This window comes from Bacillus sp. FJAT-26390, assembly GCF_001682865.1.
In the GTDB taxonomy this organism is placed as follows: domain Bacteria; phylum Bacillota; class Bacilli; order Paenibacillales; family Paenibacillaceae; genus Pristimantibacillus.
On sequence record NZ_MAQX01000001.1, the window covers coordinates 1,354,596 to 1,370,694 of the forward strand.

Here is a 16,099-nt window from a genome sequence, read left to right on the forward strand (position 1 = left end):
CCCCCTATTCCTCATACTCCATAAAGTCGACATTCTCAACGATCCAGCGCTTGCGCGGATCAACCTTATCACCCATAAGCGTAGATACCCTGCGCTCCGCTTTGGCTGCATCCTCGATTTGAACTTGCAATAGAGTCCGTTTCTCCGGGTCCATTGTCGTCTCCCACAGCTGGTCGGGATTCATCTCGCCAAGTCCTTTATAGCGCTGAAGCTCGTAGTTTTTTCCGTATTCCTTCAAATAGTTTTGCAATTGCTCGTCCGTCCAAGCGTAACGAATCGTTTCCAGCTTTCCTGATTTACGAGTAATTTTGTACAATGGCGGCTGTGCGATATATACGCGTCCCAAATCGATTAACGGCTTCATATAACGATAGAAAAAAGTAAGGAGCAGCACTTGAATATGGGCACCGTCTGTATCCGCATCCGTCATAATAATAATTTTATTATAGTTGCATTCCTCGGCAGCAAACTCCGAGCCTACGCCCGCGCCGATAGCCGAAATGATCGCTTTGTACTCGTCGTTTTTCAAAATATCAATGAGCTTGGCTTTCTCCGGATTCATCGGCTTGCCCTTAAGCGGCAGCAGTGCCTGATATTTCGAATCGCGCCCCTGCTTCGCAGAACCGCCCGCTGAATCGCCTTCCACAATAAATAGCTCTGTGCGCGTATAGTCCTTGGACTGCGCCGGAGTCAGCTTGCCGTTGAGGTTCGAGCTCTCGCTCTTCTTCTTGCCGCTGCGAATCTCCTCGCGTGCTTTGCGTGCGGCTTCGCGCGCTTTCGATGCTTGCAGCGATTTCTTAAGCAGCATTTGCGCAATTTGCGGGTTCTCTTCCAGAAAAACCTGCATTTTCTCGGTAACGATCGCATCAACTGCGCTCCGAGCGGAGGAGCTTCCGAGCTGATCCTTAGTCTGGCCGACGAATTCGACCTCAGACATTTTAATATTAATAACGACCATCATGCCTTCGCGCAAATCATTGCCCTCAAGGTTTTTGTCCTTTTCCTTGAGCATAGCTGCTTTGCGGGCGTAATCGTTCATGACGCGCGTGTATGCCGTTTTAAAACCGGTTTCATGAGTACCGCCGCCGCGCGTTGGAATGGAGTTGACGAATGAAGCGATCGTCTCGGTATACCCATCGTTATACTGCAGAGCAACCTCTACTTCAATTTCATCCCGCTCGCTCGCAAAATGAATCACATCATGCAGAACCGTTTTGTCCTCGTTCAGAAACTGAACGAATTGACGCGCTCCGCCTTCGTAGTGAAACACGTCCTGCTTGCCGCTGCGGTCGTCTTTAATCGAGACCTTAAGTCCGGAGTTCAAGAACGCGATTTCCTGCAAGCGCTCCGCAAGCGTATCGTAGCTTAGCGTCGTACCGTTCTGAAACACGCGGCCATCGGGTTTAAAAGTAACCTTCGTGCCCGTGCGATTCGTCGATCCGATCACCTCTAGACCACGAACCGGCTCCCCGACATGCTCCCGGCCAGCCTCATCCACCCAATATTCAAAACGCTGACGATGGATTTTGCCGTCACGGAAGATTTCAACCTCGAGCCATTCCGACAAGGCATTCGTAACCGATGCGCCAACGCCGTGCAAGCCGCCGGATTTCTTGTATCCCCCGCCGCCAAACTTTCCGCCCGCGTGCAAAATCGTAAACACGACCTGCGGCGTCGGTATACCGGTCTTATGCATGCCGGTTGGAATTCCGCGTCCATTATCATGAACGGTTACTGCGCCATTCTTATGCAGCGTTACTTCAATCGCCGAACAAAATTTGGCCAAATGCTCATCGACCGCATTATCGACGATTTCCCAAACGAGGTGATGCAGGCCTGAACTGCTAGTACTGCCTATGTACATACCTGGCCTTTTGCGTACAGCGGTTAATCCTTCAAGCACCTGTATATCATCGGCCTCGTAGTTCCTGTCTGCGGCCGCTGTATTAGCGAAGAGATCTGTTTGCTCTGACATGAGCGTCCCCCAATCTGTAATCACGTTTCCGTATCTTCAAGCTATTTTAATTCAAGATGTCCTGTTTCGTAAAGACGCCAAAGGACAAGACTACTGCAACAATTCCCCAAACCGCAAGCACCGTAAGGGAAAACGGCAATGACATTCCTTCTATCGGAGGCGGCGAACCGTCCAAATAAGCGGTCAGCTTCAAATTCACGGCGAATAAATATTTGGCGCTAGTCCAAGAAGATGTCATGCCTGATAAAATCGTACCTGTAATAACAGCCGCCATCATCGTCACCATGCTGGCAGTCGTGCTGCGAATAAGAACCGAAACCATAAAAGCCAGCAGAGCAACCGTCATCGCAGAGAACCACGCCAATCCCGATTGCATCCATATATAAATCCACTGGGGCACTGCATGCGCATTTGATGGATCAATCGCTGATCCTCTCATTTGGAAGCCGGTAAACACGGGCATCGTCCAGCCCGAGTAACCAAAAAACAAGCCGGAGAGCAAATAACATAATAAAGCGGTAATAACGACCGTAAGCGATACATATAAGGTTAACACAATAAGCTTGCTAAGCAACACCTTCCACCGTTGAACCGGCCTGGTGAGCAGCATTTTAATCGTTCCCGACGTCCGTTCGCTCGATACAATGTCTGCTCCTAGCGCCAAGACGAGCATTGGAATAAATAAAGTTACGGCATTATCCAGAAAGCTTCTTGTGAACGTTGCACCGTTTGGAGCGCTTGGATTAACATCATGGTCCAAATAATACTGCAGCTGCTGCACGGCTGCGCGCCTGCTCCGCTTCCATTCGTCCGGAATACGGTCGCTTGACAGCGTATTTTCCATATCGGTAATCTGCTGCAGCACCTGATTGCGCCAATCTGAAAATTTGGCTTCGTTATTTTTCACAACCTTCAGCTCAGCGTAAGTAAAAATCGGAATAAGCGCAAGCAAAATCAGTACGATTACAAAAAATCTTTTTTTCTTCCATATTTTCAGCATCTCGTTTTGGATGAGCGGCAATAAGCTAGTCACTTGTCTCCCCCTCCGTCAACGTTAAAAATAGCTCCTCCAGCGTAGGTGCTACTTGATGCACGGACATCACCCCGATATGCCGCTCAACAAGCTGCTCAACACTGCCAGGAATTTGATCCGTATCCATCGTCGTAATGATGGCATCCGGCATGCCGGCTAGCATGCTTTCATCCAGCAACTGTGAATCACGCTTTATGAATGCAATTTCCCGATTGCCTTCGAGCACCCGCTTGCCAAGCTCCGGCTTATCCAGCTGCCAGATCACATAGCCGCTAGCCTGCTCAACCAGGTCATCCACCTTGCCCTCAGCAAGCACGCGGCCGCCGTTAATAATAGCTACCCGATCGCACATAAGCTGTATTTCACTAAGCAGATGACTGGATATAAAAACGCTCATCCCATCATTCGCCAGCATTCGGACAAACTCACGCAGCTCCTTGATGCCTTTTGGATCAAGCCCATTCGTTGGTTCATCCAAAATAAGCAGCTTGGGCTTTCCGAGCAGCGCTTGGGCGATGCCCAGCCTTTGCCTCATGCCAAGCGAATAGGTTCTCACTTTTTCATGAATGCGCTCCTCCAGTCTCACGATGCGAATGACCTCCCAAATTCGGGCCTCGTCGATCCCTTTCATCATCCTCGCAAAGTAAGCCAGATTTTCAAAGCCGGTCAAATACGCGTATACCTCTGGATTCTCCACGATACAGCCGACAAGGCTCAAAGCCCTCTCAGGCTCCTTGTGCACATGATAGCCGCCTATATAAACCTCACCCGAGGTTGGTTTGATAAGATCGACCAGCATGCGGATGGTTGTCGTTTTGCCGGAACCGTTAGGACCTAAGAAACCAAAAATTTCCCCTTCGTTTACTTCAAAGCTAACATCATGGATGATCGTTTTACCGCGAATTTTTTTGTGCAGCCGGGTGACGGATAGAACGGGTTTCATCATGATCTCCTCCTGATGGGGCATTTCGTACCAGCTTTGTCCACTCTTAAGCGCTCTAAACCCAACTAATCCAAGGAATCCAAAATACGTGCCGCTATCTTGCCATAACCTTCATGATTGGGATGAAAATGATCGTTTGAGACATGCTCGGCAATTTTCCCTTCAAACAAGTCAAAGGTCGGAATCATCATCATATTCGGATAGCTGTGCAGAAGCGTATAGGCCTCTTCATTCCACTGCTGTACGCCAAGACTGCCGCCGCGAAGCTCCTTGATATCGTAAAAGGGATTGTATAAGCCTATATATACCATTTTGGCTGAGCTGTTTATTTTGTTCAGACTCGTAACCACCCTCGCCAATTGATTTAATGCTGCCGGAATCTCCGTTGCCAGCCCCGACATGCTGTAAGCGGACAGCTTGCGGCCGGTATTTTTGGCACGGGTATTTTGAAATAGATCATTGCCGCCTATGGACAAAAAAATTAAATTTGCGCTTTTGAGCGCATAAGCGAAGCCCTGGTCATGCTCTAGCCGATCAGCGAGCTGATCCGCGCGCAACCCGTTTATCGCGAGGTTGTTAACGATTTTAACCGGCTTTTTCCACTGGTCGCGGAGACCCTCGGCTGCTTGCTTTACATATCCCTCGCCTGTATGATCGCCAGTTCCCTTGGTAAGCGAATCGCCTAGCGCGACGATCCGAATTTCCTTAGCCTCTTTTAGAGATCCTGCTTCTGGCGTCATCGCATCTTGTTTTATTTCTATGGCAGCCTCTCCTGATTCCAAAGTTGGATAAAGAGTGTCCTTGACTGCCCATCCAAAACCAATGCACAACAACGCTGTGGCGCATATCGACGATACCGCTAAAAAACGCCAGAGCCAAGTAGCTTTCAAGTTGTATCTTTCCTCCTCACATAGCTTTGCAGGTATGCGCTGCGTTAATAGTTGTTGTTAGCATGTTTTGCAGATAAATGGGATTTATGTATAACGCTTCGAAAAAAATAAAGGGGGCGGAGGCAAAAGCGGCATTCGCTTATTGGATCATTGTTAGAGTTTGACAATTCTCGCCTACCTTTTGTAATATGTATAACGATTAATAAACTTAAAACGATATGGTTGAGGTAGCCAAATGAGCGAGAATGAACGCATTGACTGCATGAAGTGCAAACATTATTTCGTTACCTGGGACCCTGGCGCGCCGAAAGGCTGCAAAGCTTTTGGCTTTAAGACAAAAATGCTGCCAAGCATCATCGTCTTGCAATCCTCAGGTAAGCCTTGTTTGAATTTTGAAGCAAAGCTAAAGCAGCAATCATAATTGATTTTTTAGAATAGTCGGGTTTAACTGCAGGTCAAGCCTAGCTAGTTTGTATCCGGTTATTGTAACTTTTATTTTATTAACTGGAAAAACTCATGCTAATTCGCATCCATTTTGCAAACAAGTTGGTTTAAAAGGAATTTCTCACGCTAATGAAGCACAAAACTCGAAAATGAAGCCGATTTCTCCAAATTACAAGGAGTTATTCCAGTTAAATGAGTCTTATAATCGTTTTTAGTGAAATTAGCGGGAGTCTTTACTGTTAAGTTGGAACCGACTGATGTACCAAAAGAAAATGCGCTATAAAATCTATAGACATAAAAAAAGCACCCTAGGGTGCTTTTGGCATTGTTTACGCTTGGAGAGGCATAACCTCTATTTATGCTTGGACCAGTTCGGATCGCTATGATCCAGCAAATAAGAGAAGTCATTTTCCAAACGTTTTTGCTCTTGCTTCTTCTTCTCTTCTTCCTGCTTGCGAAGCTCTTCCTTGCGCGTTGCTTCCGCCTGCTTCATTTCATCCGCTTGCGCTTTAAGCTTGTTAAGCACATCGCTGCCGAGAAGATCCTTTAGCGTCAGACCATTGTCGGCTTCTTTTTTTGGCTGTGCTTTTGGCGGTTGCGAAGCCGCTTTTTTTTGTTTCTTGCCCATTAAGATGACACCTGCCTTATTATGAATTCATGCTATTTGCGGCTCTTGCAAACGGCATATTGGACTAAAAAAATGATCGTTAATTATAATAGCCTCCAACCGCGCTCCTTGCAAGTATCAACTGGAAAATAAATTTAAGCCTTTTTCCAGCAAAAGACCGTTTCTAAGCCTTTGCGCTTGGAAACGGTCACTATTGCTGCTTATTGCTGATCGTAATCGATATAAAGCGATTCAGTTGCTGTTCTTGCCAAATCACGCGCTTGCTCGACATTCGAAGCAGAGCTCAGCGCTACCGCCATCCGGCGTCCAACCTTCGTCTCCGGCTTGCCGAATACACGCACCTGAGTGTTAGGAACCGAAAGCGCTTCTTCAATTCCGCCAATACGGAATGCCGTTGACTCCCGGTCTGCTTTCAGCGTATGAGATGCGCCAGGCGAAAGCAGACGAATCGTCGGAATCGGAAACCCTAGAATCGCCCTTACATGCAAGGCAAACTCGGACAAATCCTGCGTAGCCATCGTTACCATGCCCGTATCATGCGGACGAGGCGACACTTCGCTGAACAACACGCCGTCCTTCGTAATGAACAGCTCCACGCCATAAATGCCGTAGCCTCCAAGCTCATCTGTAATGCGCAGAGCAATCGCTTCCGCTTGCGCGATTTGCTGCTCAGTCATTTCATGCGGCTGCCACGATTCTATGTAATCGCCGTCCTTCTGAACATGGCCGATCGGCGGGCAATAGCTTGTCCCGGAAACAGACCGAACCGTCAGCAGCGTAATTTCGGACTCAAACGTAATGAAGCCCTCCACGATAATGCGCTGTTTTTTGGCGCGGCCGCCCTCCATCGCATAATTCCAGCATTCTTCAAGCTCCGCTTCGGAGCGGCAGACGCTTTGCCCTTTCCCTGAGGAACTCATAATCGGTTTAATGACGCAAGGAAATCCGAGTGCCTCTGCCGCCTGGCGCAGCTCGTCCAGCGTATCGGCAAACCGGTACGGCGCCGTTGGAAGCTCCAAGGTTTCAGCGGCAAGGCGGCGAATGCCTTCTCGGTCCATTGTCAGCCAAGCGGCGCGAGCGGTAGGTATAACGCGGTGCCCTTCCTTCTCCAGCTCGAGGAGCGTTTCCGTAGCAATCGCCTCGATCTCAGGAACGATAAAGTCCGGCCGTTCTTTCTCGATAATCTGGCGAAGCTCTGCTCCGTCAAGCATATCGGTCGTATAGCTGCGATGAGCAACCTGCATTGCCGGGGCGTTAGCATAACGGTCTACAGCAATCGTCTCGACGCCAAGCCGCTGCGCTTCAAGCACAACCTCTTTGCCTAGTTCACCTGAGCCTAATAGCAGCAGCTTGCGAGCATTCGATGTTAACGGTGATCCATACATAAAGAAAAAGAACCTCCTGGAAGCAAATCGATTCGTTAACCACAGCGATAGCTGTAGACTTTAGCGAATCGGTTCGTTTTTTCTTCCATTGTGGAGGTTCTAACGATAAAAATCAATCATTTTTATAAAATGCAATGCTGTCCGTGTCTGACTTATCTGTTATAGAAAACGGTACTGCGCTTCGATCAAGCCGTTATAAACGCCGCGCTTTGCGATAAGCGACTCATGATTGCCTTGCTCAACGATCTGGCCATGATCCAGCACGATAATTTCATCGGCATGGCGAATGGTCGACAAGCGGTGAGCGATCATAAAGGATGTACGTCCTGCAAGGAGCGCTTTAAGCGCTTCTTGGATTTTTAGCTCGGTTTCGGTATCGATGCTCGCAGTTGCTTCATCCAGAATCAAAATTTGCGGATCGGCAAGCAAAGCACGCGCGAACGACAATAGCTGGCGTTGTCCCATGGAAAGCACATTGCCTCGCTCCTCAACCTGCGTGTCATACCCATCAGGCAGCCCCATAATGAAATCGTGGGCATTGACCGCCTGCGCAGCCTTCACAACTTCCGCATCTGTCGCATTCAGGCGGCCATAGCGGATATTGTCTCGGATCGTGCCTGCAAAAATAAACGTATCCTGAAGCACGATGCCCACCTGCGAGCGCAAGCTCTCGATGCTCACATCACGGATATCGATGCCGTCAATCAGCACGCGGCCTTCTACAGGGTCATAGAAGCGGCATAGCAGGTTAATGATCGTACTTTTGCCAGAACCGGTATGGCCGACGAGCGCAATGGATTGACCTGCTTTTACATCAATCGTAACACCCTTGAGAGCGGGCCTGCCCTTCTCGTATTCGAAGACGATATGGTCAAACTTCACGTCGCCTTTAATTTTAGGCAGCGGTTTCGCTTCCGTCAGCTCAGCAACCGTCGGCTCTTCATCGATAAATTCGAAGATACGCTCTGACGATGCCATTGCAATGAGCAGCTGGGAGTACATTTGGCCTAGACGGTTGATCGGGTCCCAAAAGTTGCCGATGTAGTTGGCATAGCCGACTAGAAGCCCGACGGTGATTGCTTCTGTTTGAATGAGATGCGCGCCGTACCAAAACAAAATAAATGTACCGATTGCCGATGTAACCTCGATTACAGGTCCAAAGGCCTGGTTGAGCGCAGATGCTTTGTTCCATGACTTCACATTGACCGTGTTCATATGATCAAAGAAGCTCATATTGTCTTTTTCTTGCACGTAAGCCTGCGTAACCTTCATCCCTTGAATACTTTCGTTCAAGTGGGAGTTGATGCGCGATTGCTTAATCCTTACATCCTGCCAGGCAAAACGAATTCTTTTGCGCAGCGTCGTCGAGACGAGGAACATAAGCGGCACCGTAATCATGACCGCGAGTCCAAGCTTAAAGTTCCACACAAGCAGGATGATGACGATACCAAACAGCTGGACACAGTCCATCAGCAGGTTGACGACCCCGTTCGTGAATAGGTCCTGCAGCGCATTGACGTCGTTCGTTACACGAACCAGAACGGAGCCGGCTGGCCGTTTATCGTAGAAACGGAAGCTCAATTTTTGAATATGCTGAAACAAATGATTTCTAAGGTCGTAGATGACGCTTTGCCCGATAATATTCGTGTATTTGATCCGGTACGTATTGGATGCCCATTGGATAACATATAACAACAGCATGATGCCGGCGAAGATAAGCAGCTTAGGAACGCTTGTAGCACCGTTTGTAGGCGCGATCGCCTCGTCGATGGCAAGAATAACGAGCGCCGGTACGCCGAGGCGCGTAATCGTGCCAAGGATCATCATAAAAATAACGGGCATTAATTGCTTCGTGTATGGCTTCATGTACATGAACAAGCGGCGCAATTGTCCCCAGTTAAACGGTTTTTCAATCAGCTCGTCGTCTTGATAGATGAAGCGTTCGTTTTTGTTAGTCGCTTTAGCTTTGACACTCGTGCTCATTATACGGTACTCCCTTTCCGATCATGCGCTTGCTTAACTAGTGACGAATCATCAAGCGGATAGTCAGCATATTGAATGTTGTAAGTGTCGCGGTATGGACCCTGCTGCGCAATTAATTGCGCATGCGTTCCCCGTTGAACGATATGACCATTGTCCAGCACGATGATTTCATCGGCGTGTCTGAGCGAGGAGATCCGGTGAGCGATAATGAACGTCGTCCGGCCTGCCATCAGCTCCTTGAAGCCGGCTTGAATTTCATGCTCGGTTTCCATATCAACGGCGCTGGTCGCGTCATCCAGTATAAGAATGCGCGGATTTTTGATGAGCGCCCGCGCAATCGCGATCCGCTGCTTCTGTCCGCCGGATAAGCCCATCCCTCTCTCGCCTACGATCGTATCGTAGCCAAGGGGCAGCTCCATAATGAAATCATGAGCTTTGGCAAGCCTAGCAGCTTTCTCGATTTGATCTGGCGTAACATCCTTAACGCCATAGGCGATGTTGTCGCGGATCGAAGCCGAGAACAGAAATGTTTCTTGGAATACCGGCGCTATCAAGCGGCGCAGGCTTGCGACATCCAGATTGCGGATATCGATGCCATCGAGCGTAATCGTGCCATTTTTCACGTTGTAGGCTCTCATCAGCAATTGAATGATCGTTGATTTCCCGGACCCTGTCGCGCCAAGGAAACCAATCACTGAGCCTGCCGGCGCATCGATCACCAGATCGGTTACCGCTGGCGTTTTGTCCGGATAGCTGAAGGTTACATGATTAAAACGAACATGTCCCTTCACCGATTCGCTATTCACTTCAACGGCATGCTCGGAATTTTTGACATGCACATGCTCGTTCAGCAAGCCGAGAACACGCTCGCCGGACGCTTTAAATTGCGTGTAGTTGTTGATATGGAAGCCAAGACCCCACATCGGACCGATAATGTACCAAATCAAGCTGAAAAATGCGACGAATTCACCAAGCTTCAGTGAACCATTAATGACGAGAATACCGCCGGTGACAAGCAGGATGACAGCGCTTAAGTTAGCTACAAGCTCCATAACCGGGAAAAATTTAGCCCAGATTTTTGCGGCGCCGACTTGGTTCGTTTGATACGCCTCGCTGCGCACGGAAAACTTTGAAACCTCATGCGATTCGCGCGCAAACGATTTGACCGTACGTACGCCCGTAATGTTTTCTTGAACCGCAGTCGTTAGGTTGCTCATCGCTTGACGCATTTCACGGAATGCAGGGTGAATGTTGCGCTCGAAGCGAATTGCGGCAAAGCCGAGCAGCGGGATTGTCACCAGCGTAATAAGCGTAAGCTGCCAATGAATCGATAGCATCATCGCTCCGCCGAACACGATCATCAGCACCATGTTCAAAATTTGCGCAAAGCCAAAGCCGATAAAGTTGCGGATGGCTTCCAGATCCGCTGTAAGGCGAGACATTAGGTCGCCTGTCTTCGCTTTGTCGTAATACTGAAAGGACAGCGTTTGCAGCTTGTCGTACAAAGCGTTTCTCATACGGAACGCCACGCGGTTGCCAAGGCGTCCGCCAAAAAATCCGTGTAAAAACTGCATGCAGCCTTTAAACGTAACAACTCCTACTACGGTAAAAGCTAGTGCCGGCACTAATTCGAATTTTCCTGGCGTGATCACATCATCAATGAGATATCGCAGCAAATTCGGATAGACAAGTCCGAGCGCCGTAGCGAACATTAAGCATAATATGGAGGAGAACAGAAATTTTCGCTCCGCCCAATAGAATGCTTTCAACTGCCTTAAAACGTCCAAGTAAATCCATCTCCCCGTATCTATTTTGTAAGTATGAATGAATATTATCAGCATCGTGATAAGCGAGCAAACAGTATAAATATGCATATATGTTATAGAAACCGCTTAAAGCCGCGATATGGAAATTGGAAACGGTTAATGCTCCCAAATGGTCCTAAATCATGACAAATATGTGCCTATTGCTCACTTTTTGCACAAAAACACACTAAAATAAAAAAAGCTTTTGCGGGCGCGTTTGGCGCCAGCAAAAGCATTCAGCTGTTAATGCGATAGAACAGTCGACATTCATTGACAATTAGAGATGAATGAGCTGCGCGTACAGCTGCTTCAGCTCAGCCGTATTTGCGTTTCCAGTTAACGAGCTGCGCTTGCCGCTTTCGTATGCAAGCATATCCGTTTGCAGCTGGCCGCCTGCTTGAACAGCAGCGTTCTGCCAGATCTGCTCGTATAGCGCAGTCCATAGCGCCGTTTGCTCTGCCATCCATCCATTTAATGAAGGAGCAAGCAGTGTTTCAAGCTCTTTGCGAAGCAAAGTCTTGCCTTCGCCTTCGAAAAATTGACGCGGCGATTTGAATCGGCTCCAAAGGAGCTTTGAATCGATCGTTGTTGCTTCCCATGCGGCTGGCTCCTCCGGTGTTGGCAAAGCGGCCGGTGCATAAGGGATCGCGCTGTAAGCGGCTATAGCCGCTTCAAGGCGCTGCGCCGTGCCAGCATAAAGCTTTTGAAGAAGCGAATGAACGCCCCGCTCCATCCGAAGCGAAGTCGCAAGCATCTCCTGTGACAGCTCAAGCTGGACGAGCCTTTGCAGCTCAAGCCATGAAGTCCATATCGCTTTGCGCAAATCACGTCCATCATCCTGCAGCGACGCAGGGTTGAACGCGAGATTGTAAAACTCGCCAAAGCGATACTGAATTCGCTGGACGACATAATACAATAGCTCGCTAAGCTCCTGCTTGAGCTGTTCGGGCATAGCGCCTGACTGCAAGGCTTCGATCTCGCTGGAGGCATCGCTTACGGCTTGCTTAAGCATATTTAACTCTGCTTCGCGCGCCGCTGCATCCCCCTCCGCGCTTTGAAGCCAGCCGGCAACGGTTGCTGCCGCACGCTTCAAATCCTGCTCTGCCGCATCGATAGCAAGGCGTCCGAGGTCGTTCTGAATAAAGGAAAGGAATGATTGCTCGAATGCTTCAATGCCTGATCGGGCGAGCAGCTCAGCGTCTCCGTCAAGCTTGCCGTCAAGAGCTTGCAAGCTAGACACAGGAAATAGGCGCGGCGATCGAATCGCATGCTGCAGCAGGTTCGTTTCCACATGCTTCAGTACGCCGTCAAGCTCCTCTTGATCGGCCGCCAAATCGGCTGCGTTCACAAGGAAAAACATTTTATCAAGCTCGAATTGATCCTTAACCCGTCCGAGCTGCATTAGAAATTGGCGGTCGGCTTGGGAGAAGGCGTGATTGTAATACGTCACGAACAGAACGGCATCGGCGTTCTTGATATAGTTAAAGGCAACGCCCGTATGTCTGGCATTCACGGAATCCGCGCCCGGCGTGTCTACGAGGACGATGCCTTGCGCCGTCAGGGCACAGTCGTAATGAAGCTCGATTTCGCTGACGAAGCAGGAGCGCGATTCCTCAGCAACGTAGCGCTCGTACTCCGCTTGGTCAACCGTGAGCTGCTCGCCAAGCAGCGATTCATGCTCTGCCCAGCCTGCGCGAGCGGCGCGCAGGAAGCTAAAGTGCGGGCGGCCGCCAGCCCCGATGGAATCGGGGGTTAGGCGGTCAATCGCCCGCATCAGCGCAGCGGCATCCGGCAAATGCTCGGTGCCGGCTTTCTCGCCGAGCAGCGCCAAGGAATAGCGCAGGTCGTCTTCGATTGCGGCGCGCGACTTCATGACGATGCGCGCCGTGCCATGGCCGTGCTCCGCCGTAGGAGGCACGAGCCGGTTGATCGCTGCGGTCGTCGGATTAGGCGAGACCGGAAGCACCGGTTCGCCGATCAGCGCGTTCGCAAGCGATGATTTGCCGGCGCTGAAGGCGCCGAACAAGGCGATGGTGAAGCGGCTGTCCTGCAGTCGCTTCGCCTTATCGCGCATCGCATGCGCAGCTGCCGCAAGAGCCGCATGCGGTGCAAGCAGCTCCGCCGCGCTCGTTAATCGCGCAGCAGCGCCATGCTGCTGCGCTAGAGCAGCTCCGCCAGCTAGGGCGCTCTGCCCTGCTGCTTCCCGCTTCGGCGCAGCAGTTGCGCCGCTTCGGCCGCTCTCGCTCGCCAGCACTTCCTTCGCCGCCGCAGCAAAGCTTGCCGCGGGCACAACACCCGCGCCAGCTGCGCGCGGTGCCGGCAATGCCGGCCTCGCCGGCGCCTCAGGCATCGCTGCCGCCAGCCGTGACTCATGCTCATCCGCGCGCGCCGCCAGCGCCGCCAGCGCACCAATAGCGCCAGCCTGCGCACGAAGCGCCGCCAGCTGTGCCTGTGCCTCAGCGGCGGATGCTGCGCCTACCGCCGCCGCATGGTCCGCCAGCGCATCGATCAGCTCAAGCGCCCGCTGGCGATAAACCGCCTTTACGTCCGCGGCTAGGTCGCGGCTATACGTCATCGTGTACTCATTCCCGATGACGGCGCCAGCTTTAACCCTCTCCAGCAGCCATTCCGAATCCGGCAGCCATGCCAAAGTCCGCGCGAGCTCTGCTTCCAGCCGCTCGCTGTCAAATCCGATCCGCTCCGCCTCAACGCGGAGCAAATGCTTCACATGCCAGTCAATTGAAGCGCTGATTAAGCTGTTCAATTCCTCGCTGAACGCCGCAAGGCGCCTCTCCTGCTCCGCAGCCGTCTTTGCAGCCGCAAATAGCAGCCCCGCCTTAAAGCCGGGTTTGCGGCTCTCTAGAAACGTCTGTGCCAAATCACGCAGTGCTGCCGGCGTTATGTTGGCATTATCGAGCAGCGACTGCAGCTCTTTGCGAAGCTGGCCGCGGTAAACTTCTTTTTCGCCCGCTAATTTGCCAATGAGCGCCTGCAAGCGGTCCATCTCGCTCGTAACCTTCGCAGCTGCTTCCTCACCGCCTGCCTCCGCAAGCAGCCGTTCCCGCTCAGGCTCGCTTTGCAGCTCGCTCCATTTCAAATGCCCTGCCGCCACATGGCGCAAGGAAGCGTCTACGCTGTATACGCATAGCGGCTTGCGAATCTTCTGCAGCGAATCGAGCAGCTCAAGCAGCGACTCCCATTCCTGCTCCGGATGATCCGGCTCGCGCAACGACAAATAAACGATCCCCGCCGGCTCCAAGTGCCAAGCGTGAAACGCATCCTGTACACTTTGGCGATAGCTGGCGAAGGAGAGCTCGCGATCGCGATGTTTATCAATCTGATTCACAATGAAATATAAGGGCTTGCCCCAGTCCTTCAACTGCTTGGCAAAAGAGAAATTGATTTCGGATTGCACATGATTATAATCCATTACATAAAACACGACGTCAGCAAGATGCAGCGCCGATTCCGTTGCCATCCGATGCGCGTCATCGGTGGAGTCGATACCTGGGGTATCAAGCAAAACCGTATGATCGCCTAGCACCTCGCTCGGATAAACGATAGATACAGACGTAAACTGTTCACCGTCCACGCAATAGCGATCAAGCTGATCGATTGGAACTTCCGCTTTTGTTGCCACGCCGCCGCGAAGCGTTTCTACTGCCGCATACGCACGATCGCCGCCGCGAATCGATACGACGTTTGCGCTGGTCGGAATCGGGCTTGACGGCAGCAGCTTCGTGCCGCATAACCGATTAATTAAAGTTGACTTGCCAGCCGAAAAATGTCCACAAAAAGCGACAGTAAGCCGACCATCGGTCAGCTTACTGTTTAGCTCCTGTGCTTGCTTGGCATGTAATGTATCTCCTGCCGCTTCCATAAGGCTTGCTGCCTCGGATATAGCTCCCGCTATGCTTTGCACCGTTATTTCTGTCATTTGCTTCTCCTTAAACGGCTTGCTCTTCTTCAGACGGCAAACAAATTTCAAATACATTGCCGTGCTGCAAAATCATAATGTTGCGCTCTTTGTCTCTCATCACGACAACCTCAGGTTTTACGCGCATACGCTCGATGTATTGCTCAGGCACGTCGCCGGAGCCGCTAACTGTAATTCCTTCAACGACTAGGTCTTCGTTCTCCTCTGGCGGAGACTCAAGCACCTGCTCGTAAATATCGGAAAAAAGCTCAAAATTGTTTGTGTAAACGGAAATACAGTTCATTTTCATCATCCTTCATTGGCTATTTTAGGTTTTATACTCTTATTTTTTGTTTTAAAACCTGGCTTCATACGTTGTTTTCCTTCTTTGCACAAATCAAGCAGCGGACAAATCGGGCACTGCGGGCTTTGCGCTTTGCAATGATAGCGGCCAAAGAAAATCAGCCTGTGGTGGGTTAAGGTCCACTCCTCGCGCGGTACGAGCTTCATCAGCTTCTTCTCAACCTCTAGCACCGAGTCCGCTTCCTTTGCGAATCCCAGCCTCTTCGATACTCGATCCACATGCGTGTCAACGGCAATAGCTGGAACGCCAAAAGCATTGGACATGACGACGTTAGCCGTCTTTCGGCCTACGCCTGGAAGCTCGGTCAAGCCCTCATGGCTTTCGGGCACTTCCCCGCCATATTTATCTATGACGATGCGGCATAGCTTTTGTATATTGGAAGCTTTGCTGCGAAACAAGCCGATGCGGCGAATGTCCTGCTCAAGCTCCTCCAGCGGTACGCTCAAATAATCCTCGGGACCCTTATATTTTTCAAATAAAGACACCGTCACTTTATTGACCGTTTCATCCGTGCATTGCGCCGACAGCAGCACGGCTATCGTAAGTTCGAACGGATTGCTGTGATTAAGCTCGCAGTGCGCATCTGGAAACATGTCCGCAATAATGTCCAGCACATGACGCATTTTTTGTTTCGCGGTCATCGTCCTCTCCCCTAATCAAACACTATCGTTCAAAGTGTAGCGAAATTTGTCACGCTTCGCAACCGTAATCAAGCACATTCTATAAAAAAACT

The 16,099-nt window shown here is 50.6% G+C and carries 11 protein-coding genes; all 11 read right to left on the minus strand.

Translation table 11 applies throughout. The features are described 5' to 3' along the window. Positions 1-4: 4 nt before the first annotated feature. Positions 5-1,975 (minus strand): DNA topoisomerase IV subunit B, encoded by a 1,971-nt coding sequence (gene parE, locus A7975_RS06455; protein ID WP_053376325.1) that lies wholly within the window; start codon positions 1,973-1,975, stop codon positions 5-7. A gap of 46 nt (positions 1,976-2,021) precedes the next feature. Beyond that, complete coding sequence (locus A7975_RS06460; protein WP_065384534.1) at positions 2,022-3,008, minus strand: ABC transporter permease; 987 nt, start codon at positions 3,006-3,008, stop codon at positions 2,022-2,024. Beyond that, positions 3,001-3,954 (minus strand): ABC transporter ATP-binding protein, encoded by a 954-nt coding sequence (locus A7975_RS06465; protein ID WP_141680209.1) that lies wholly within the window; start codon positions 3,952-3,954, stop codon positions 3,001-3,003. Before A7975_RS06465 ends, A7975_RS06460 begins: the two co-directional genes overlap by 8 nt. A gap of 62 nt (positions 3,955-4,016) precedes the next feature. After that, positions 4,017-4,841, minus strand: coding sequence for a GDSL-type esterase/lipase family protein (locus tag A7975_RS06470; RefSeq protein WP_065384536.1), 825 nt, complete (start codon positions 4,839-4,841; stop codon positions 4,017-4,019). Between the two features lie 796 nt (positions 4,842-5,637). Then, positions 5,638-5,913, minus strand: a complete 276-nt coding sequence (locus A7975_RS06480; protein ID WP_053376330.1) for a YqkE family protein — start codon at positions 5,911-5,913, stop codon at positions 5,638-5,640. A 200-nt stretch (positions 5,914-6,113) separates the two neighbouring features. Further along, a complete protein-coding gene (gene purT, locus A7975_RS06485) occupies positions 6,114-7,298 on the minus strand; it encodes a formate-dependent phosphoribosylglycinamide formyltransferase (protein WP_065384537.1) in 1,185 nt (394 codons plus the stop codon). Between the two features lie 159 nt (positions 7,299-7,457). Then, complete coding sequence (locus A7975_RS06490; RefSeq protein ID WP_053376332.1) at positions 7,458-9,281, minus strand: ABC transporter ATP-binding protein; 1,824 nt, start codon at positions 9,279-9,281, stop codon at positions 7,458-7,460. Next, on the minus strand, positions 9,281-11,068 hold the full coding sequence (locus A7975_RS06495; RefSeq protein WP_065384538.1) for an ABC transporter ATP-binding protein: 1,788 nt from the start codon (positions 11,066-11,068) through the stop codon (positions 9,281-9,283). Before A7975_RS06495 ends, A7975_RS06490 begins: the two co-directional genes overlap by 1 nt. A gap of 295 nt (positions 11,069-11,363) precedes the next feature. Next, positions 11,364-15,023 carry a dynamin family protein gene (locus A7975_RS06500; RefSeq protein ID WP_065384539.1) on the minus strand — a complete coding sequence of 1,220 codons (3,660 nt, stop codon included), beginning with the start codon at positions 15,021-15,023 and terminating at the stop codon, positions 11,364-11,366. Positions 15,024-15,033: 10 nt separating this feature from the next. Next, positions 15,034-15,306 (minus strand): hypothetical protein, encoded by a 273-nt coding sequence (locus A7975_RS06505; RefSeq protein ID WP_053376335.1) that lies wholly within the window; start codon positions 15,304-15,306, stop codon positions 15,034-15,036. Positions 15,307-15,311: 5 nt separating this feature from the next. Then, complete coding sequence (gene nth / locus A7975_RS06510) at positions 15,312-16,007, minus strand: endonuclease III (RefSeq protein WP_053376336.1); 696 nt, start codon at positions 16,005-16,007, stop codon at positions 15,312-15,314. Between the last annotated feature and the right edge of the window lie 92 nt (positions 16,008-16,099).

Excerpts from the sequence above, each read along its gene's own strand:
- A7975_RS06505 (WP_053376335.1), bottom strand. The coding sequence starts at position 15,306 with ATGAACTGTATTTCCGTTTACACAAACAATTTTGAGCTTTTTTCCGAT.
- A7975_RS06465 (WP_141680209.1), bottom strand. The coding sequence starts at position 3,954 with ATGATGAAACCCGTTCTATCCGTCACCCGGCTGCACAAAAAAATTCGC.
- A7975_RS06480 (WP_053376330.1), bottom strand. The coding sequence starts at position 5,913 with ATGGGCAAGAAACAAAAAAAAGCGGCTTCGCAACCGCCAAAAGCACAG.
- purT (WP_065384537.1), bottom strand. The coding sequence starts at position 7,298 with ATGTATGGATCACCGTTAACATCGAATGCTCGCAAGCTGCTGCTATTA.
- A7975_RS06500 (WP_065384539.1), bottom strand. The coding sequence starts at position 15,023 with ATGACAGAAATAACGGTGCAAAGCATAGCGGGAGCTATATCCGAGGCA.
- A7975_RS06490 (WP_053376332.1), bottom strand. The coding sequence starts at position 9,281 with ATGAGCACGAGTGTCAAAGCTAAAGCGACTAACAAAAACGAACGCTTC.
- nth (WP_053376336.1), bottom strand. The coding sequence starts at position 16,007 with ATGACCGCGAAACAAAAAATGCGTCATGTGCTGGACATTATTGCGGAC.
- parE (WP_053376325.1), bottom strand. The coding sequence starts at position 1,975 with ATGTCAGAGCAAACAGATCTCTTCGCTAATACAGCGGCCGCAGACAGG.